The 20,282-nt window shown below is 61.6% G+C and carries 16 protein-coding genes; 8 read left to right on the top strand and 8 right to left on the bottom strand.

What is annotated here, in order from left to right; translation table 11 throughout:
* Window positions 1–224 precede the first annotated feature (224 nt).
* From pdxT to GOB94_RS00765, 5 genes are all read left to right on the top strand, one after another.
* A complete protein-coding gene (pdxT, locus tag GOB94_RS00785) occupies window positions 225–818 on the top strand; it encodes a pyridoxal 5'-phosphate synthase glutaminase subunit PdxT (RefSeq protein WP_255484125.1) in 594 nt (197 codons plus the stop codon).
* A gap of 86 nt (window positions 819–904) precedes the next feature.
* Window positions 905–1,675 carry a cytochrome C oxidase subunit II gene (locus tag GOB94_RS00780; protein ID WP_182277072.1) on the top strand — a complete coding sequence of 257 codons (771 nt, stop codon included), beginning with the start codon at window positions 905–907 and terminating at the stop codon, window positions 1,673–1,675.
* On the top strand, window positions 1,672–3,402 hold the full coding sequence (locus tag GOB94_RS00775) for a cbb3-type cytochrome c oxidase subunit I (protein ID WP_182277071.1): 1,731 nt from the start codon (window positions 1,672–1,674) through the stop codon (window positions 3,400–3,402). Before GOB94_RS00780 ends, GOB94_RS00775 begins: the two co-directional genes overlap by 4 nt.
* A gap of 33 nt (window positions 3,403–3,435) precedes the next feature.
* On the top strand, window positions 3,436–4,218 hold the full coding sequence (locus GOB94_RS00770) for a cytochrome c oxidase subunit 3 (protein WP_182277070.1): 783 nt from the start codon (window positions 3,436–3,438) through the stop codon (window positions 4,216–4,218).
* A complete protein-coding gene (locus tag GOB94_RS00765; protein WP_255484124.1) occupies window positions 4,215–4,436 on the top strand; it encodes a copper resistance protein CopC in 222 nt (73 codons plus the stop codon). Before GOB94_RS00770 ends, GOB94_RS00765 begins: the two co-directional genes overlap by 4 nt.
* 3 nt (window positions 4,437–4,439) lie before the next feature.
* Here GOB94_RS00765 and GOB94_RS00760 read toward each other — a convergent pair whose 3' ends face one another.
* The 3 genes from GOB94_RS00760 to GOB94_RS00750 are packed head-to-tail and all read right to left on the bottom strand — an operon-like array spanning window position 4,440 to window position 7,352.
* Window positions 4,440–5,531 carry an alcohol dehydrogenase catalytic domain-containing protein gene (locus tag GOB94_RS00760; RefSeq protein ID WP_182277069.1) on the bottom strand — a complete coding sequence of 364 codons (1,092 nt, stop codon included), beginning with the start codon at window positions 5,529–5,531 and terminating at the stop codon, window positions 4,440–4,442.
* A 29-nt stretch (window positions 5,532–5,560) separates the two neighbouring features.
* Window positions 5,561–6,247, bottom strand: coding sequence for a phosphorylase (locus GOB94_RS00755; protein ID WP_182277068.1), 687 nt, complete (start codon window positions 6,245–6,247; stop codon window positions 5,561–5,563).
* A gap of 25 nt (window positions 6,248–6,272) precedes the next feature.
* Window positions 6,273–7,352, bottom strand: coding sequence for a LacI family DNA-binding transcriptional regulator (locus GOB94_RS00750; RefSeq protein WP_182277067.1), 1,080 nt, complete (start codon window positions 7,350–7,352; stop codon window positions 6,273–6,275).
* 184 nt (window positions 7,353–7,536) lie between these two features.
* On the opposite strand from GOB94_RS00750, the gene GOB94_RS00745 reads away from it, so the two are divergent.
* From GOB94_RS00745 to GOB94_RS00735, 3 genes are all read left to right on the top strand, one after another.
* Window positions 7,537–11,154 carry a carboxypeptidase regulatory-like domain-containing protein gene (locus GOB94_RS00745; protein WP_255484123.1) on the top strand — a complete coding sequence of 1,206 codons (3,618 nt, stop codon included), beginning with the start codon at window positions 7,537–7,539 and terminating at the stop codon, window positions 11,152–11,154.
* Window positions 11,155–11,356: 202 nt separating this feature from the next.
* Window positions 11,357–12,871: a glycosyl hydrolase family 39 gene (locus GOB94_RS00740; RefSeq protein ID WP_255484122.1), complete on the top strand. Its 1,515-nt coding sequence runs from the start codon at window positions 11,357–11,359 to the stop codon at window positions 12,869–12,871.
* A gap of 4 nt (window positions 12,872–12,875) precedes the next feature.
* The gene (locus GOB94_RS00735; protein ID WP_182277065.1) at window positions 12,876–14,162 is read left to right on the top strand and encodes a glucoamylase family protein; all 1,287 of its coding nucleotides are present in this window, start codon (window positions 12,876–12,878) and stop codon (window positions 14,160–14,162) included.
* Window positions 14,163–14,165: 3 nt separating this feature from the next.
* Here GOB94_RS00735 and hpnA read toward each other — a convergent pair whose 3' ends face one another.
* The 5 genes from hpnA to GOB94_RS00710 all read right to left on the bottom strand — a co-directional run bounded on the left by hpnA (window position 14,166) and on the right by GOB94_RS00710 (window position 19,992).
* Window positions 14,166–15,185, bottom strand: coding sequence for a hopanoid-associated sugar epimerase (gene hpnA / locus GOB94_RS00730; protein ID WP_182277064.1), 1,020 nt, complete (start codon window positions 15,183–15,185; stop codon window positions 14,166–14,168).
* 6 nt (window positions 15,186–15,191) lie between these two features.
* Window positions 15,192–15,650: a hypothetical protein gene (locus tag GOB94_RS00725; protein ID WP_182277063.1), complete on the bottom strand. Its 459-nt coding sequence runs from the start codon at window positions 15,648–15,650 to the stop codon at window positions 15,192–15,194.
* A 2-nt stretch (window positions 15,651–15,652) separates the two neighbouring features.
* A complete protein-coding gene (gene hpnH, locus GOB94_RS00720) occupies window positions 15,653–16,810 on the bottom strand; it encodes an adenosyl-hopene transferase HpnH (protein ID WP_182277062.1) in 1,158 nt (385 codons plus the stop codon).
* A 35-nt stretch (window positions 16,811–16,845) separates the two neighbouring features.
* Window positions 16,846–18,879: a squalene--hopene cyclase gene (shc, locus tag GOB94_RS00715; RefSeq protein WP_182277061.1), complete on the bottom strand. Its 2,034-nt coding sequence runs from the start codon at window positions 18,877–18,879 to the stop codon at window positions 16,846–16,848.
* A gap of 93 nt (window positions 18,880–18,972) precedes the next feature.
* Window positions 18,973–19,992 (bottom strand): 4-hydroxy-3-methylbut-2-enyl diphosphate reductase, encoded by a 1,020-nt coding sequence (locus GOB94_RS00710; RefSeq protein ID WP_182277060.1) that lies wholly within the window; start codon window positions 19,990–19,992, stop codon window positions 18,973–18,975.
* Window positions 19,993–20,282: the final 290 nt, after the last annotated feature.

Genomic DNA, 20,282 nt, shown 5'->3' with positions numbered 1-20,282 from the left:
CTGCAGCGAGGTAGGCTGCAGAGCCTTTTGTGGTCTTCGGAACGCGGTGGTGCTACTTGCGCACGATGAGGTAGATGACGGGGACGATGGGGCAGATGAAGCCTAGAATGAAGAGGTGCCTGCGCGCCAAGGAGTGCTCGGATTGCATCGGCGATGTCCTTTCGGGCGCGCGGCGGTGATGAGGGGCTTGCTGACAAACTACTCGAAGGGAGAGCTGACGGCAATTGAGGAACGACACGGTGAAGATCGGAGTGCTGGCGCTGCAGGGGGCGTTTGACGTCCATGCAAAGCGGCTGGAGGAGTTGGGGGCAGAGGTGCGCCTGGTGCGCAAACCGGAGGAGCTGGCCGGGCTGGATGGGCTGGTGATCCCTGGGGGCGAGTCCACGACGTTTTTGAAGAACCTGGAGCGGGTGGGGTTCTATGACACGCTGAATGAGTTTGTGCAGACGCATCCCGTGTTTGGGACGTGCGCGGGTTGCATCCTGCTGGCGAACGAGGTGACGAACCCGCCGCAGAAGTCGTTCGCGGTGCTGGATGTGGGGGTGGAGCGAAATGCGTACGGGCGGCAGAACGACTCGGTGATTTTGAACGAGGAGACTTCCCTGCCCGGCGGGCCGCTGGAGATGGTGTTTATCCGCGCGCCGAGGATCAGCCGTGTGGGCAAGGACGTTCAGGTGCTGGCGGCGCGCGATGGGCATCCGACGCTGGTGCGCGAAGGGCGGCTGCTGGCAGCTACGTTTCATCCGGAGCTAACAGAAGATCCGCGAGTGCATGCGTATTTTCTGGAGATGGTGAAGGCGAGCAAGGACCGGGGCTGATGCCCCTTCGTTCTTTTATCAGCCTATGAGACCTTGGGCTAAAGCCCAAGGCTACCTATGTGTGTGCACGGCCTACAATTGTGGTGATGGCTTCTTTGCAGACAAGTGATGTGGTGCGGTGGGGGTGGTTTTTGCCGCGCGATGCGGCGCTGCATGGGCCTGCGCTGGATGCTCACCTGATGCTGAACCTTTGGATCGTGCTGGGGCTCGCGGTGCTGGCCCATGGGTTGCTGCTGGTGGGGGTGATGGTGCGGCGCAGGCGGGCGAAGCTGCCGGTGGTGATGCTGGAGTATCTGCCGCTGCTGGCGTTGACGGCGCTGTTTGCGTGGCTGGCGACGAAGAGCGAGCAGCTTTGGGCATCTCAACGCTATGTGGGCGCGGACCCGGCGGCGATGCAGGTGGAGGTGACGGGCGAGCAGTTTGCATGGTACTTCCGGTACCCGGGGGTGGATGCGGCGTTTGGGCGGACGAAGCTGCCGCTGGTATCGGCGGCGGAGGGCAATTCGCTGGGGATCGACCCGACGGACCCGAAGGGTAAGGACGACATTGTGACGAGCCAGCTGGTGCTGCCGGCGGGGCGCGAGGTGGACCTGACGCTGCGGTCGCTGGATGTAATCCATGGGTTTTCCGCGCCGGAGATGCGGCTGAAGCAGAATGCGGTGCCGGGGCAAACGGCGCATATCCACTTCACGCCGACAGTACCGGGCGAGTACGCGATTTTGTGTACGCAGGTATGCGGGCTGGGGCACTATCGGATGCAGTCGGTGCTGCGGGTGCTGCCGGCGAAGGAGTTCGATGCGTGGCTGACGCAGCGTGAGCTGGCGAAGGCGCGGTTCGAGAGTGAGGTGTCGCGATGAGGGTGTTTTCGACGCGGCATCGGGATGTTGGGTTGGGATATGTGGCGATCTCGCTGGTGGCGGTGGCGGTGGGGATGCTGCTGTCGCTGGTGATGCGGCTGCATTTAACATGGCCGGACTGGTCACTGCCGCTGCATGGGCCGGTGCTGCCGGAGGAGTACCTGGCGATTGTGACGATGCACGGCACGTTGATGCTGTTCTTTGTGCTGACGGTGGCGCCTCTCTCGGGGTTTGGGAACTTGATTCTGCCGGCGCAGATTGGGACGCGGCGGATGGCGTTTCCGCGGCTGAATGCGCTGGGGATGTGGACGATGTGGCTGGCGCTGGTGGCCGCGCTGGCGGCGTTCTTTGTGCCGGGAGGTGCGCCGATTGGCGGCTGGACGGCGTATCCGCCGCTGTCCGAAAGCCCGCTGGCTGGGCCGGGCCAAGGCGCGGGGATGGACCTGTGGATGGCGAGCATCGCGTTGTTCTGCGTGGCCGGGACGATGAATGCAGTGATTACGCTGACGACGATTGTGAAGCGTCGGTGTGAGGGGATGACGTGGGAGCGGTTGCCTCTGACCGTGTGGGCGTGGTTTACGGCGGCGCTGCTGAGCGTGCCAGCGTTCAGTGTGCTGCTGGCGGCGCTCGTGCTGCTGTTCTGCGACCGGCACCTGCATAGCGGGTTCTTTGTGCCGGGGCAGGAGTGGATCAATGGGGTGATGATCGAGCATCGCGGGGACGGGTCGCCGCTGCTGTGGCTGCACCTGTTCTGGTTCTTCGGGCATCCGGAGGTGTATATCGCGATATTGCCGGGGATGGGGCTGGTGTCGATGGTGATTGCGAACTTTGCGCGACGGCGGGTGTTCGCGTACAGGCTGATGATTGCGACGACGCTGCTGATTGGCCTGCTGGGGATTGTGGTGTGGGGACACCATATGTTTGTGGCCGGGTTGAATCCGTTTGCAGGGACGGTGTTCAGCGTGGCGTCGCTGGCGATTGCGCTGCCGTCAAGCGCGAAGGTGCTGAGCTGGCTGGTGACGGCGTGGGGGTCGCGTGCGCCGGGAGGCCAGCGAAAGCCGATGGCAACGCCCATGCTGTATGCGCTGGGATTTGTGTCGTTCTTTATTACCGGTGGCCTCACCGGACCAGTTTTAGCTCAGCCGATTTTGGATGAGTACCTGCACAACACATTCTTTGTGATTGCGCACTTTCACCTGATCATGTCGATGGCGGCGATCTTCGGGATCTTCTGCGCAGTGCATTACTGGTATCCGCTGGTATTTCGGCGGCAGCTGTCGGAGCGGTTGGGGCGGTGGCACTTCTGGCTGACGCTGCTGGCGGCGTATGGGACGTTTCTGCCGATGTACATTACGGGGCTGGGCGGCGAGCCGAGGCACTATGCGCAGCTGAACGGGATCGCCGGGCCGGGAGCGCGGCTGCTGGCGCTGACGATGCCGCTGCAACGGCATATTACATACTCGGCCGTGGTGCTGATTGCGGCGCAGGTGCTGTTCTTCTGGAACATACAGCGGACGGCGCGCGGGCCGAAGCTGACTGAGGAAAACCCGTGGGGAGCGACGACGCTGGAGTGGGCGCCCGGGGCGATGGATGACGAAGGGCCGAAGGTAAGGGTGGTTCGAGAGCCATGTTGTTATGAACAGGATGGCGAGGGATTTGTGCCGCAGTGGGCAGAGCCAGAGGCCGTGAGCGGGATTCCCATTCCGTTGCGGGGAGAAGCAGAGTAAGCTGATGATATTGACGCGATTTGTGGGGCGCCTATGCCGACCATCCTGACACCACCGGAGATCGACCGCAAACGAGATCGCCATGACGGCGACGAGGGCGCTGGCGGTACCGGCAACGGCCAGAAGCCGCCAACGGACAAGCGCACGGGTGGCAATGGCGACGGCGAGAACTGGAACAACCGTCCGCAGGGGCACCGCGGGCCGAGAGAACGGCTGTCGTCGGCGCGGGTAGGGCTGTTCTTTGCGCTGGGCGGCGACATGATGTTCTTCGTCGCGCTGGTGAGCATCTTCTTTGTGAACAAGCAGAGCGGGCACTTTGATGCCTACAGTCACTACATCAATGAGTGGCTGCCGACGGCGATCCCGTCGATCCTGTGGCTGAATACGGCGGTGCTGCTGCTGAGTTCAGTGTCGGCCGAGATTGCGCGGCAGGGGATGTTCGACGAGAAGAAGACGATGGATGAGTGGTTCGGGTTCGGCAGGCCGGTGTCGAATCGCGCGAGCGCGTGGCTGGCGGCGACGCTGGTACTGGGGATGATGTTCCTGGCCGGGCAGTGGATTGCGTGGAGGCAGTTGCAGGCGCAGCATGTGTTCTTCGCCTCCAGCATGAGCAGCCACTTCTTCTACCTGATTACCGTGACGCACGCGGTACATCTGTTTCTGGGGATCGGCGCGCTGGCAGGGGCGCTGCTGGTGCTGTGGCGGTCGCGGTCGATGCTGACGCGGCAGGTGCTGGTGGACGGCACGGTGTGGTACTGGCACGTGATGGGCCTGCTGTGGCTGTTCCTGTTTATCCTGCTGGAGTTTGGGCAGTGAGCCGCGCTTCTCTCTTGCGCTGGCTGACGCTGAGTGGGCTGGTGCTGTTTATCTTCAGCATGCAGGCGCTGGGGCAAGGGTGCTCGCAATGCCTGGACTCTACGCGGGCTACGCCGCCGAGCGTGCAGGCCGCTTACAGACATGCGATTCTGCTGCTGGGGGGCGCGGGGATGATGCTGTTTGTGGGTGGGGTGGTAGTGCTCCGGCGGTCGCGGTAGACCTCAGGGTTTGAGGACGATCTTCATCGAGTCGGGTTGCGGGTTGGAGGCCAGGTGGACGGCCTCCGAGGCTTCATCGAGTAGGAAGCGGTGGGAGATGAGCTTGGTGAGGTCGAGCTTGCCGCTGCGGTAGCCCTCGAAGACGAGGTCGATACCCTCCTGCTGGATGGCGACCGAAGCGGAGTAGGAGCCCATGAGTGTCTTCTCGTCCATGCAGACGGCGGCGGGGTCGAAGGGGGCCGTGCCGTGCTGCGTGCTGGCGAAGAGCATGACGCGGCCGCCGGGGCGGATGGCGTTCATCGCGGTGGCGATGAGGGCGTCGGCACCGACGGCTACGAGGGCGACGTCGGCGCCGCGGCCTTCGGTGGCGGACTTGCAGGCGGCGACGACGTCTCCGCGGGCGTCGAGTGGGTGGTTGAGGCCGAACTGTGCGGCGATGGCATGGCGCTCGGGGTACATGTCGGAGGTGAGAACGGTGGCACCTGTTTGGGCGGCCAGAGCGGCGAGGATGATGCCGATGCTTCCCTGCCCGATGACGAGGACCGTCTCGTCAGGCTGGAGGTCGAGGAGTTTGATGGCCTTGAAGCAGGTGTTGACGGGCTCGATGAAGGCGGCCTGCTCGAAGGGGATGTCGTCGGGGATGTGGATGAGGCCGGCGGGTGTCACACCATCGCCCACAATCCAGTCCATAACGCGGATGTACTGCGCGAAGCCGCCACCCGCGGGTTCGCCGAGGCCGGCGGTGGTGCCGACTTTTTTGTAGGTCTCACACTGCGCGAAGGTTTGCTTGCGGCAGTAAAAGCAGTGGCCGCAGGGGATGTGGTGGAAGGCCATGACGCGGTCTCCGACGGCGAAACCCTTGACGCCTGAGCCGATGGCGGCGATGGTGCCTGCCATCTCATGCCCGAAGACGCGCGGGGCGGAGTGGGAGCCGGTGTGGATTTTTTTTAGATCAGTGCCGCAGATGCCGCAGGTGTCGATGCGGACGAGGACCTCACCGGAGTCGATGGCGGGGACAGCGGTGGTCTCAGTGGTGACGGTGTCGATGTTGCGGTAGACCGCGGCTTGCATGGTGCTGGGGATCGGTTCGGACATGGAATACTTCAGCTTTCTTGCGTTCCCTTCTAGGATACCGGTTCAGCGGCGATGATCTCTAGCAGGCGTGTGTGGAGGTTTTTGAGAGCGAGCGTGCTGTTACGGCCTAGGTGCGCCGCAGTAGACCAGAGATGCGGACGCAGTGCGGTGTAGAGGGCGAAGGCGCCGGTGCGGAACTGGCCGTCGGGTGTGGCGAAGCGGCTGAGTGCTGCGAGTTCGAAGTCATATGCGTCGGAGACAGCCTTGATCGCGCGGAGGCGCAGACCGTGCGCGGCAGCGAGGCGGGCGACGGTGGCAGCTTCCATGTCGACCATCGCGGCATTGTAGGTGGCGGCGAGGCGGCGCTTCTCGTCGATGCTGGCGATGCTGGCGGCGGTAACGAGTGTGGGCGATTGCGGTGAGGCTGTAACGAAGCGCTCGCCGGTGTTCGAGGCGATGATGAGGCCGGCTTCGGCGACGTCGCCGGGACGCAGTGCTGGTGTACAGGCACCGACGAGGCCAGTGGAGATGAGCGTCGCGATGGGAGCGGCAGCGAGAGCGGCTTCGACGGCGAGTGTGGCGCGGTTAGCACCCATGCCTGCGGCAACGACGATCACGTTGGGCAGCGTGTAGAGATGGATGTTGCGACGGAGAAGCTGTGTGTCGGGCTTTGTACCGCGGACGAGTAGGGCGATCTCGCGTGGGAGCGCGGCGATGATGGCGAGCGAAGGTGGCATCCAGCAACTATTGTACGAGTGTGGTCTAGCGTAGCTGCCTGCGTGCGGGGGGCGGACAGGTGGACTCGCGGACGATGAGTTCGGGGTCGACCATGAGCTGCTTGGCGGGGATGTGGCCGGCTGGCGCGGCGATCTGGTGGACGAGGGATTCGGCGGCGAGGATGCCCATGGTGCGGAGCGGCTGGCGCACGGTGGTGAGGCCGGGGTTCTGGAAGGCGGCCGACTGCACATCGTCGAAGCCAACGACCGAGACGTCCTGCGGGACGAGGAGGCCGGCCTCGCGGAGGGCGCGAATGGCGCCGATGGCGGAGACATCGTTGAAGGTGAAGAGCGCGCTGAAAGGCGTATTGGCGGCAAGCAGGCGCTGCGCTGCGAAGTAACCAGGCTCGCTGGTCGGAGCGTCGCCTTCGAGCTGCGCGACGAGTTTCGTATCGAGCGTGATGCGGGCTTTGGCGGCGGCATGGCGGATAGCCTGCCAGCGCGGCTCCGTATCCGAACTGAATTGCTGGCCCTTAATGACGGCGACGCTGGTGTGTCCAAGACCAGAGAGGTGGTCGAAGGCCAGCTCGGCGGCGCGGCGGTGGTTGAGGGTGATGTTGGTGACATCGTCCTGCTGCAGGGGGCAGGAGACGGTGACGGTAGGCAAATGCGAAACCTCATGCAACACGGTGTCGATGGCGATCATCCCATCTACGGATCGCTCTTCAAACATGCGCATGGAGCGCTCGATGAGCTCGGCGCGGTGGTGGTGACTGTTGAGGAAGTAGAAGTAACCCGCCTGGAGCAGCGCCTGCTCGATGCCCGCAAGGACGAGGGTAGCGTAGCCTTCGGAGACCTCGGGCATTAGGACACCCACCGTCATGGAGTGGCCGCGCTGCAGACTCCGGGCGAGAATGTTGGGACGGTAGTTGAACTCTTTGGCGGCAGCGAAGATGCGGTCCTGCGTGGCTTTGGGAATAGAGCGGGCTGCGGGAACGCCATTCAGCACCCGGGAGATGGCGGCCGCGGAGAGACCGAGATGCGCAGAGAGCGTGGCCAGCGATGCGGGCGCGCCGGGACGGGCTGAACGAGCATTCGACTTGCTGGGTTTGCGTGGAGTCGGCACGGTGAAGAGTCTTTCACATTGCGGAAAACTGTGTACAGGGGCATAAGGCCGGGTTGACAGAGGTGGTGGGAAAGGACGATATTGCAGGCTGGCTCAAACGTTTGCCTAAGCAATGAAGCTAAAGCATCTGCAAGGCAGCTTTCAAGTTTGAAACCGTCTGGCCAAGTGTTCCAATGGAGGCGCTATGCAACAGATTGATCGCAGTATGTCCAGCCCTGGACGCCGAGCCATGATGCTCTGCCGGAGTTGGATGAAGGCAGGCGTGGTGGCGTTATTTTTCGTCGTGATGGCGAGCGCTGCGCACGCACAGTACCGCACTTCGATTCAAGGGTCGGTGACAGACCCCGATGGCGCGTCGGTCCCCGGCGCGAAGCTGACGCTGGTCGACAAAGCCACCAACGCGACGCAGGTGCGGACCAGTGGCGACGATGGCGTGTACAACTTCAATGCCCTGCCCGCGGACCAGTTCAAACTGACGGTGGAGAAGAGCGGATTCAAGACGCAGGTATTGGACAACCTGCAGCTGATTCCTGAGCAGGCGAACGCCATCACGGTGAAGCTGCAGCTGGGAGCGGTGGACACCAGCGTTACGGTGGATGCCTCGACGACACCGGCAGTCGACACTGAGACTGCGAACATCGGCGCGACCATCAGCTCCAATGACATTCAACATACTCCGTCGTTCAACCGCGACGTGTTTACCCTGACGCAGCTGGCGCCGGGGACGATCTCGGATGGCTCGCAGGCTTCCGGTGGTGGTGTGTACCAGCTTGGCGCAAACCAGGGCCCGGGTGGATCAGCCTCAAGCGGGCAGGCTCCCACAGAGAACGGCCCGCAGTCGAACGCCAACGGCGGCCAGTATGAGACGAATGGCATCACGATCGACGGCATCAGCACGGTAAGCGCGGTGTGGGGCGGTACGACCGTGATCACTCCGACGGAAGACTCGATCGACAACGTCCGCATTGTGACCAACGACTACGACGCGGAGAACGGTCGCTTCAGCGGTGCACAGACGATGGTGACTTCGAAGAGCGGTACGAACCAGCTGCATGGCAGCGCGTTTCTTGCGATCCATCGTCCGGGACTAAATGCGTACAACCGGTACTCCGGTGGCGGCACACCGATCCGCGACAACAAGGACTTCAATCAGTATGGCGGCAGCCTTGGTGGCCCAATTCTGAAGAACAGGGTGTTTGCGTTTTTCGCCTTTGAGAGCTCTCCGTCGAATGCAAATGATGTAACAACGGGTTGGTACACGACGCCTGCATTTGCTGCACTCGCTCCTTCCGGCAGTGTTGCGTCTACGTTCCTCAACTTTCCTGGCAGCACCGTAAACAGCACTGGCATCGTAACGACTAATGAAGGTTGCGCGAACGTTGGCTTGCAGGAAGGCGTGAACTGCAACACCATCGCCGGTCAGGGATTGAATCTCGGTTCCCCTTTGACGACTGCGCTCGGGACACAAGACCTTACGGCCACGGGCACGGCACAGAACCCCGGTGTGGGTAGCGGCATCAACACCACGACTGCGGATATCGCCGACTACATCACGGTGAATCCCTCGAGCACCTACTACCGCCAGTTCAACGGGCGTGCGGATGCGAACGTGACGTCGAAGGACCACCTTGCGTTCGCGATCTACTGGGTGCCGCAGGGCTATACGCAGTACAACAACGGCAACCGGGCGTACAACCTCTACTCGCGCAATCAGATCAACGATGCCTTCTCGGTCATCTACAATCACACCTTCTCGCCGTCATTCCTGAATGAGGCGCGTGCTAACGCCGCGGGATATCGCTGGAACGAGATCACGTCGAATCCGAACGCGCCGTTTGGCCTTCCGAATGCGAACCCTGTGGATGTGGCGCCGAGTCTTGTGAACAACGGCAACACCGGCACGGGGCTCGCGGCATCTTTCGGTTCGGAACTGCCGAGCGTGCTGAACCAGTGGACGTATGGCTATAAAGATGTCGCCACGAAGATACTTGGACAGCACACCGTCAAGTTCGGCGGCGAGTATACCAGCCTGCATTATCTGAACCAGAACATCAACCGGCCGAGCTACAACTTCTACAACATCTGGGATTTTCTGAACGATGCTCCATCGTCGGAGAGCGGCGGTTTCAATCCTCTGACGGGTGCTCCGCAGACGGCGCGGCAGGACGACCGCGAGAACCTGTTTGGCGCGTTTGTGCAGGACGACTGGAAGGCGCGGACGAACCTTACACTGCATGCCGGGCTGCGGTACTCGTACTTCGGCGCGCTTTATGACAAGCAGAACAGCGTGTCGGTCGCGCACTTTGGAGCGGGAGCTGCGGCGTATACCGGGCTCTATGTAACACAGGGTGGTAACCTGTGGAACCCGCAGAAGGGCAACTTCGGTCCGCAGCTGGGATTCAACTGGGCGCCGACGATGTTCAAGAATGCCGTGACGGTGCGTGGTGGCTATGGACTGAACTTCAACCAGGAAGAGATCGCCATCACGGCGAACACTTTCAACAATCCGCCCTCGACGTACTATCCAAGCTTTGCCTATGCGAGCCCAACCAACCCGGGTACGGGCGGCGCCAATATCTTGTACGGTGTCTCCAGCAGCCCGACGAATCTGTTCGGGTTCGCTGCGAATCCGCACGCGATCACGACGTACAACACGGCGAACCTTCCGACGGCTGGCAATGCGAATGTCACGCTGTTTGGAAACGGACAAGGCAATCTCGCAACGCAGTATGCTCACCACTTCTCACTCGACACGGAGTACCAGTTCCTGCACGACTGGCTAGTGGCGTCGGTTGGCTATCAGGGCAGCCTGTCGCGGCACCTGATCGCACATGAGAACCCGATTGCGCCTGCGGCTGTTGCGGGTGTCGCACAAAATCCTTTGGTGACTGGTGGCGACTACTGGACGAATGAGGGCAGTGGGAACAACCACGCGCTGCTGCTTGAGTTGAAGCATCCGTTCTCGCACCAGTTCTCCGCAGACGCGCAGTTTATGTTTGCGAAGAGCATGGATACAGATGGCTCGGGTCCTTACTTCGAGGATGAGTACTTCCCGCAAGGCGCCGGGTACTCGTACGGCAGGTCGGATTTCAACATCAGCAAATCGTTCAAGGCGTTCGGGCTTTGGCAGCCTGTGTTCTTCCATGGCGACCACCGCTGGCTGGAGAAGGTTGCCGGCGAATGGTCGATCAGCGGCATTCTGAACCTGCACACGGGCCTGCCCTGGACCCCGAACTATGGCATCTCGGATTCGCTGTACTGCTCGCAGTGCGGATACTACAACCTTCGTCCGCAGTACCTGGGAGGGGCTAAGCATAGCCACGGCAACGCTGCGTTTGAGGCGCTACCCACTTCGAACGCCAGCAACTTCTACAATATTCAGAACAACCAGGCGACGACGACCGCTACGGTGAACGGTACGCCGGGTACGGTTGTCGCGTACTCCAACCAGTACTTCAACGTACCGAACTTCTACAACGCCATCCAGTCCAGCAATGGCACTGGCTTCCCTGCCAATAATCTTGCGCTTCCGGGGACGCCTGGTGCCGATCGCAACACCTTTGATGGCCCGAACTATCGCGATCTGGATATGTCTATCGCGAAAGGCTTTGGCTTCCCCGATACCAGGCTTCTGGGGAACAATGCCAAGTTTGAGATTCGTGCCGATATCTTCAACATCTTCAACCTGCTCGATCTGAATCCTGGAAGTGTCAGCAACAATGTGAACTCCACTAACTTTGGCCAGGACACGGCCGCACTGAGTGGACGAACGATCACCCTACAGGGAAGGTTTAGCTTCTAACGACCTTCTCCCAGATCTTGCTATACGGGGAGGGCATGCCTTTGGGTGTGTCCTCCCCGCTCACTTGCTTGATGTGGATTGAACGAGACACGCAGCGTAGTCCGTTGTTATACGAATGTAGATAAGGAAGACCATGAACCAACCGTTGAAGCTCTGCCGCTCTGCCCTTCTTTTGTTGATGCCATTGCTTGCAGGAGGCGCTGTGGCCTGTGCGCAGGAGACCGTAACTGTAGATGCCGCCGCCAAGACAACGCCCTTCCCGCATTTCTGGGAACAGACGTTTGGCTCAGGGCGCGCGATCCTGGAGTTGCGGGATGACTATCGCAAGGACCTGCGCACGGTGAAGGCAGCGACGGGGTTTCAGTCGATACGGTTTCATGGGATCTTCAACGATGAGGTTGGCCTGTATGACCCCGACCGCAAAACCAAGAACCCTGGACTGGCGGCGCAGGCGGCCAACGATGCATCTGTCTATAACTTCACGTATGTCGATCAGATCTATGACAGCCTGCTGGAGAATGGTGTGCAGCCGTTTGTCGAGATGAGTTTTATGCCGAAGAAGATGGCGGCCGATCCGAACATGCTGCATCCGTTCTGGTATCACCCGGATGTGTCGCCGCCGAAGGACTATGCGGCATGGGATGCAATGATCAAGGCGTTCGCACAGCACCTGATCGATCGTTATGGCATGGATGAGGTGGCCAAGTGGAAGTTCGAGGTGTGGAATGAACCGAACCTGGACTTCTGGGGTGGGCGGCCTAATCAGCCGACGTACTTTGAGTTGTATGACCACACGGCGCGGGCTTTGAAGTCGGTGTCGCCGCGCATACAGGTGGGTGGGCCGGCGACGGCGCAGGCGGCCTGGGTGACGCCGTTCCTTGCGCACGTGAAAGCAGAGAACGTGCCAGTAGATTTTGTGTCGACGCATGTGTACGCGAACGATCGCGCGCAGGATGTGTTTCATACCGACGAGAACATTCCGCGCGATGTGATGGTGTACCGGTCGGTGAAGAAGGTGCATGAAGAGATCGAGCACTCGGCGTATCCGCATCTTCCGCTGATCTTCTCGGAGTACAACGCGAGCTATGCGAATGAGCCGAACGTGACGGACTCGACCTACATGGGGCCTTGGCTGGCGAACAACATTCGGCTGTGCGATGGACTGACGGAGAGCATGAGTTATTGGTCGTTCTCTGATGTGTTCGAAGAGCAGGGCGTGCCGCGGACGCCGTTCTATGGCGGCTTCGGTTTGATAGCGACGGACCACATTGAGAAACCGGTGTTCCATGTCTTCGAGATTCTGCATCGGCTGGGAGATGAGCGGATCAAGGTGGAGTCGGACTCTGCACTGGCGACGAAGTCTCCCGATGGCAAGGTTGAAGTGGCGTTGTGGGACTATGCTCCGCCGACTGGGACAGGTGCGAACTACACGATGCCTAGCGGGCCGGCGGGGCCTGTGAAGGTGTTCGATTTGCATGTGGAGCATGTCGCGGAGAATGCTCCGGTTGAAGTGCTGCGCGTGGATGACGACCATGGCAATGTGCTGAAGGCTTTCGACGCGATGGGGAGACCCCAGGGCAGCCTGACGCATGAGCAGGTGATGAAACTACGCGCGGCGGCGGCGATGGCTCCTCCTGAGCATCTGCGGCTGGACCATGGCAAACTGCAAGTGACGGTTCCGGCGCATGGGCTGGCCGTGCTGATCGTCGGGAGGTAGCAGAGTGCTACGACGGAAGTTTTTGCAGATAGCGGCAGGAGCGGCTGCGTTGCAGGCTGTTCCCGCTGTGGCGTGGTCTCCTGCGCATGGGTTACGCGCAGACGATGATGCGTTTCTGGACGAGATGGAACGCCGCGGGTGCCTGTACTTTGTGGAGCAGGCAGGGCCTCGGAACGGCCAGGTGCTGGACCGCGCCATGGCTGCGAGCGATGGCAAGCTCGATCCGCGGAAGATGGCGAGCATTGCAGCGACGGGCTTTGGATTGAGCGCACTGTGCATCGCGGACAAGCGCGGGTATATGCCCCATGCGCAACTGCTGGAACAGGTGCAACGAACGCTGCGGTTCCATGCGGACAGGCTGTATAACAATCGCGGGTTCTTCTACCACTTCAACGACATTGACACCGGTGCGCGGGTTGCGAAGAACGAGGTATCGTCGATTGATACGGCGCTGCTACTGTGCGGGGTGCTGACGGCGCGGGCGCACTTCAGTGACAGTGCTGAGGTGCACCACCTGGCGACGAAGATCTATGAGCGCGTGGACTGGCCGTGGATGCTGAATGGCGGCAAGACGTTTTCGATGGGCTGGCACCCGGAGAGCGGTTTTTTGAGCGCGCGTTGGAACCACTACTGCGAGCTGATGATGATTTATCTGTTGGCGCTGGGTTCGCCGACGCACCCGATAGACGCGAGCTGCTGGGACGCGTGGGACAGGCAACGGATGAGCTATGCAGGATTCAACTATATCGGCGGCAACGATCCGCTGTTTGTGCATCAGTACAGCCATGCGTGGTTCGATTTTCGAGGGAAGCGCGACAAGTTTGCGAACTACTTTGAGAACTCGGCGACGGCGACGCGGGCACATGAGTTTTTCTGCGTTAACCAGGGGCCGCCGTATTCGCGCGACTACTGGGGGATCAGCGCGTCGGACTCGCAGCATGGATACACGGCGTGGGGTGGGCCTTCGACGACGGGCGGCAGCTTTGGTGGCGTGGATGGTTCGGTGGTGCCGAATGCAACGGCAGGGTCACTTCCCTTTCTGCCGAAGGATTGTTTGCGCGTGCTTCGCTTGTTGAAGCAGAACTACGGTGCACAGGCGTGGGGACGATATGGGTTCTGCGATGCGTTCCATCCGCAGGCGAAGTGGTATGACCCGGATGTGCTGGGGATCGATCTCGGCATCGGCGTGCTGATGGCGGAGAACCTGCGCAGCAGTTTCGTTTGGGAGACGTTTGCGAAGAACCCCGAGGTTGGGCTTGCGATGCAGCGCGCGGGGTTCCACGCAGGCTGAACGTTAGCTGATGAATTTTGGCGGGGCGGGCGCGTAGCCGTTGGCGATGAACCAGGCGCAGGCAGCGCGTAGCGCGTTGTCGACGCTCATGACGCGGAGGCCGAGTTCTCGTTCGGCCTTTGCGCTGCTGGCGAACATCATCTTGCGGCCCATGCGGACGGCTTCGACGGTGGCGCGTGGTTCTTTGGCGCGGAGCTTGCCGGTGATTGTCTCATCGAAGAAGGCGAAGGCCATCGCGACAGCGTGTGGGACCTTCATCGTTGGTGACGGCAGGCCGGTGATGGCGGCGAGGCGGTCGAGGATCTGCTTGAGCGTGAGGTTTTCGCCACCGAGGATGTAGCGGTCCTGCATCGTAAGTGCTGGGGCACCGTGTTCGAGTGCGACGAGGTGTATCCGTGCGATCTCTTCGACATCGACGAGGTTGAGGCCGGTATCGACGTAGGCGGGGAAGTTTTTATTGAGGAAGTCGACGACGATGCGGCCGGTAGGCGTGGGCTTGGTATCGAGTGCGCCGATGGGCGTAGTGGGATTGAGGATGATGACGTGCTGGCCGCTGCGTGCGGCGTCGATGGCTACCTGCTCGGCGAGCCACTTGGAGCGTTTGTAGTGGCCAATCATGTCGGCTTCGGAGACGGGCGTGTTCTCGTCGACGATGGTGCCGTCGTACTTGAAGCCCATCGTCGCGACCGACGAGGTGTAGACGACGCGCGGACAGCCGGCTTCGCGAGCGAGGCGCAGCAACTGGCGGGTGCCTTCGACGTTGGCCTTGTACATCTCGGCGGGGTCCGGGACCCAGAGGCGGTAGTCGGCGGCAACGTGGATAAGGGCGTCGCAGCCTTGCAGGGATGAGGCGAAGGTGGCAGGATTGCGGAGGTCGCCGGTGACGACGTCGGCGTTGGTGGGAAGGTTGTTGCGGTTAGAGGTGCTGCGCGAGAGCAGACGGAGCGTGGCTCCCTGCTGTGCGGCGAGACGGGCGACGTGCGCGCCGACGAAGCCCGTGGCGCCGGTGATGAAGAGCTTCATGCGCGGCTAGTCGAGCTTCTCCGGCTCGATCTGGATGTTAGTCTCGCCGGCCGCCTTCTTCTCCCAGTACTTCTTGACCCAGGCGTCGAAGGTGCGGCCTGCTGCTGTGTCCTTGCCGGAGAAGTTGAGCGCGGCGATGTCGGCGTAGCTGACCATAACGCGCTCATAGGCGTTGCCGTCCTTCGGTGTGGGCATGATGCGGACGACGGAGGCTTCGAGCGTGGGCTCGGAGCGGCGGTCGTAGAGGTAGCCCTCGATGACAGTGCCGTCTTTGCGGGTGATAGTGACATCGCCGCGATAGTCGAAGGCCTTCTCCAGAGCTTCGCGGATCTCGGCTTCAGCGGCAAGGGTGGGAATCCAGCCTTCGAGGTTCTCGCGTTCGCGGCCGGCGATGTGCTCGAGTTCGTCGGCGGAGACTTGCTGCAGCTGCTCGATCTTGAGGTGTTCCTGCTGTGCTGTGGACATGATTAGTCTCCTGCGATGCTTCCGACGTTGGTGTCTACAGAGGTGGTGACGATGACCGGCGTGGGCGCATTGCCGATCTGCACGAGCGGCGAGTGGCCCTCAGGCTGCCACTCGTTCAAGATCTTCTGCGCGTCGGCGTCGGGGTAGAGCGAGGGGAACATATACTTCTTCGCAGTCTCGATAAAGCCTTTGAGCGAGCCGAAGTTGTAGTCAACGGCCGAAGCCTCATGGCCGGAGTGGACCATGCAGTTGGCACAGCGCGGGTTGCCGCTCTTGGCGCCGTACTCTTCCCATTTGGTGGCCTCGAGCATCTCGTCGAAGGTGTCGGCGTAGCCGTCCTGCAGGAGGTAGCAGGGCTTCTGCCAGCCGAAGATGGAGTAAGTGGGCATACCCCAGGGGGTGCACTCGAAGTTCTGCTTGCCCATCAGGTACTCGGAGAAGAGCGGGTGGGTGTTGAACTCCCAGCTCTTCTTGCGGTTGGAGAGGATGGCGCGGAAGAGGCGGCGCGACTTGGCCTTGCCGAGGAAGTGGTTCTGATCGGGAGCCTTGTCGTAGGTATAGCCGGGCGAAACCATCATGCTCTCGACGCCAGCAGCCATGAGCTGGTCGAAGTGGCGACGGACGGAGTTGGGATCGGCGCCATCGAAGAGCGTGGTGTTGGTGGTGACGCGGAAGCCCGCGGCGACGGCGGCGCGGATGCCCTCCATCGCGATGTCGTGGCCTCCCTCGCGGCAGACGGCGAAGTCGTGGTGCTCGCGCTCGCCATCGACGTGCACGGAGAAGCTGAGGTACTTCGACGGGGTGTAGAGGTGCAGCTTCTCCTTGAGCAGGAGCGCGTTGGTGCACATGTACACATACTTTTTGCGTGCAACCAGGCCGGCGACGATCTCCGGCATCTGCGGGTGCAGCAGGGGTTCACCGCCGGGGATGGAGACCATCGGGGCGCCGCACTCTTCGACCGCCTTGAAGCACTGCTCCGGCGTGAGCTGCGCCTTCAGGATGTGGGCCGGGTACTGGATCTTGCCGCAGCCGGCGCAAGCCAGGTTGCAGCGGAAGAGCGGCTCCAACATGAGCACCAGGGGATAGCGCTTGCGGCCTGAAAGCTTCTGCTTCAGGACGTAGGTGGCTACGGTGAATGCTTGTGAGACAGGTACAGCCATGCTGGTGGACTCCTTGAATAAGATTGCGGGGGACGCTAGACTGCGTCTTCGCCGCGCTCCATTGCCTTGCGATACGTAGTCAGTGCAAGCAGTGGGAAGTACTGCTTGTAGAGGTGATACCCGAGATAGAAGACACGTGGGAAGCCGGTGCCGGTGTAGTAGCTCTCGCCATTGCGGCCGGGCATCAGCTCATCCCAGCTGCCGTCGGCGTGCTGGCGCTCGATGAGCCAGCGGATGCCCTTGGCGACGGAGTCGGAGCGGGTGTCGTTGGCTGCGAGCAGGCCAAGCAACGCCCAGGCAGTCTGCGAGGGGGTCGAAGGGCCTTCGCCGCGCTTGTTGGGGTCGTCGTAGGTGCCGCAGGTTTCGCCCCAGCCGCCGTCGGCGTTCTGCACCATGCGAATCCACTCCGCTGCCTGTTGGACGGCGGGCTCAAGGTGGCTATACTCCATGGCCTGCAGGCCGCGCAGGACAAGGAAGGTGCCGTAGAGGTAGTTGACGCCCCAGCGGCCGAACCATGAGCCATCGGACTCCTGCTCGTCGAGGATGAACTGGATGGCCTTCTCGACGCGCTTATCGCGGCTCGTGTAGCCGTAGCTGGCGAGCATCTCGAGGATGCGGCCGGTGATGTCCACCGTGGGCGGATCGATCATCGCGTTGTGGTCGGCGAAGGGGATCGACTCGAACATCTTCTTGGTGTTGTCCTTGTCGAAGGAGGCCCACCCGCCGTTCCTGCACTGCATGGCGAAGACCCACTCGACGGCACGCTGTGTGACCTCGTGCTGATAGCGCTCGCGGGGGTTATCGACGGACTTCAGCGCGAGCAACACCTCGCCGGTGTCATCGACATCGGGCTGGTGATCGTTGTTGAAGAAGAAGCACCAGCAGCTGGCGTCGACGTTCTTGACGTTGTGCGCCCAGTCGCCCTTGTAACGGATCTCCTTGGAGAGCAGCCAGTCAGCGGCTTTGACGAGGCGCGTATCGCTGCGGGAGAGACCGATCTCGCCGAGGGTGGAGAGCACCTGGGCGGTGTCCCACACGGGCGAGAAGCAGGGCTGCATGCGGAAGGTGGGCGTCGGGTAATCCGGCGTGCCTTCGGGGCAGTCGATGCCGAGCTTCTCGAACTCATCGAGCGCGCGGATGAACTGCGGGTCGTCCTTGGAGTAGCCGAGGTAGACCAGCGCGACGAGCGCGTTGAGCATGGCCGGATAGATGGCCCCGAGACCGTCGGAGCGCTCGAAGTGGTCCAGCATCCAGCGCTCGGCCTTCTTGAGGGCCTTCTTGCGCAACGGGCGGAGGTGGACACGCTCGGCGAGGTGAGCGACGCGGTCGGTGAAGAGGAAGAAGTTGCGCCACGAGAAGATGTGCTTGCGGTCCCAGCGCAGATGAAGATCGGAGTTGGCGCGGCCGCCGACGAAGAGCTCGTCGATGGACTGCTCCGGAGGCAGCTTCTTGAAGGGCTTCTTCGCGTAGATGACCGAGAGCGGGACGAGGATGGAGCGCGACCAGGCGCTGATCTCGTAGATGTTGAAGTAGAACCAGTTGGGAAAGAGCAGCATCTCCGGCGGGACGGCCGGGACGGCGTCGTAGTCATACTGGCCGAGAGTGCAGAGATAGATCTTGGTGAAGGTGTTGCAGGCGACGACGCCGCCGAGCGAGAGGACGTTCTCGCGGGCGCGGACGAGGACCGGGTGGTCCGCCTTCCAGCCCATCAGCTTGAGGGCGAGGTAGCACTTGACGCCGTAGTTCACATTGGACGGTCCGCCGGGGTGGAGGCTCCAGCCGCCGTCGGCGTTCTGGTGGCGAAGGATCTCGTTGGCGCATCGCTCAAGGCGGCCTTTGTCGCCAGTTCCGAGCAGAGTATGGACGAAGATGTAGTCGGCCTCGAGCATCGAGTCGGCTTCCAGCTCGCCACACCAGTAGCCGTCCTCATGCTGTTGCGAGAGGAGCCAGCTAGCGGAGCGATGGATACCGTCGATGACCTTGTCGAGCGCGAGATCGAGCCGGCCAAAACGAGGTTGCTTGGCAGCTTCTGAGGTGGCTGCCTGCGAGTTGTAAGGTTGTGTGCTCATGATGAAAGCGTTCGTACCCGTTTCGTTCGCTTGGAGACTTGACGATTGGATGAAGCTACAGGCGAAGCAACATCAAAAAAACTTGCCCGTGGATCAGGCGTTCGCTGCAGGCCGCGGTGCGGCTGCAATGGCTGAGACGATCTCCGGCGGCAGGCCGAAGCGGACATTTTCAGGCATCACCTCAACCTCTTCGACCGAACCGTAACCCTTGCTCTGCAGGTAGGCGACGACCTCCTGCACAAGGATCTCGGGGGCCGAGGCGCCGGCGGTAATAGCGACGGTCGAGACACCCTCCAGCCAGATGGGCTGGATGTCTTCGGCCTTGTCGATGAGATAGGAGTTGGTGTCGAGGTTCTTGGAGACCTCGACGAGACGGTTGGAGTTGGAGCTGTTGCGGGAGCCGACGACGAGAACGAGGTCGGCACCGTGGGCGACGTTCTTGACCGCAGTCTGGCGGTTCTCGGTGGCGTAGCAGATATCCTGCGCGTGGGGTCCGACGATGTTGGGGAACTTCTTCTTGAGCGCCTCGATCATGTACCGCGCTTCGTCGAGCGAGAGCGTGGTTTGAGTGAGATAGGCGACCTTGTTGGGATCGGGAACGACCAGCGCCTCGACCTCCTGAACTGTGGAGACGACCTGGGTCACATCCGGAGCTTCGCCCTGCGTACCCTCGACCTCTTCGTGGTCGCGGTGCCCAACCAGCACGAGCGAGTAGCCCTGCTTGGCGAACTTGATGGCTTCGACGTGCACCTTGGTCACGAGCGGGCAGGTGGCGTCGACGACCTTGAGGCCACGCTCCTTGGCGCGATCGCGAACCGCCGGGGAGACACCGTGAGCGGAGTAGATGACGCGGGCACCGGAGGGAACCTCGTCCAGCTCGTTGACGAAGATGGCGCCCTTCTGGGCCAGATCGTTGACGACGTAGCTGTTGTGGACGATCTCCTTACGGACGTAGATGGGCGCGCCGAAGGTGTCCAGCGCAATCTGCACGATGTCAATCGCGCGAACGACGCCAGCGCAGAAGCCGCGGGGCTTCAGCAGCAGGACGCGCTTGTTGTCATTCTGATTAACGGCGGCGGATGCGGCTACGGGATCTGAAGTCTGAAAGCTCACCCCCCAAGTATACCGCGTTTGAAGGTGATAGAGCCCTATTTGAACCGAAGGCGGTGCAAAACCGAGGGGACGGAAGACGGCATACTTTCCTAGCGAAGTACCTGCCAGGTTACCTGTGGAATGGCAAGGCGAGTAGCTTAATTGTCACAGCAGTCGTGCCTGCAATCGCAGCGGATGGAGGTGGTTTTAACGCTGTCCTCGCAGATCTGCGAACAGAACTTCTTCCCTTCCGGAACGGTGCAGCTACAGGGGCCGTGAGCACACTTCTTGGGCTGGGACATAGGTAGGAA

It is taken from the genome of Granulicella sp. 5B5 (assembly GCF_014083945.1).
Classification (GTDB): Bacteria; Acidobacteriota; Terriglobia; order Terriglobales; family Acidobacteriaceae; genus Granulicella.
This window is presented reverse-complemented; position numbering and strand designations above follow the sequence as displayed.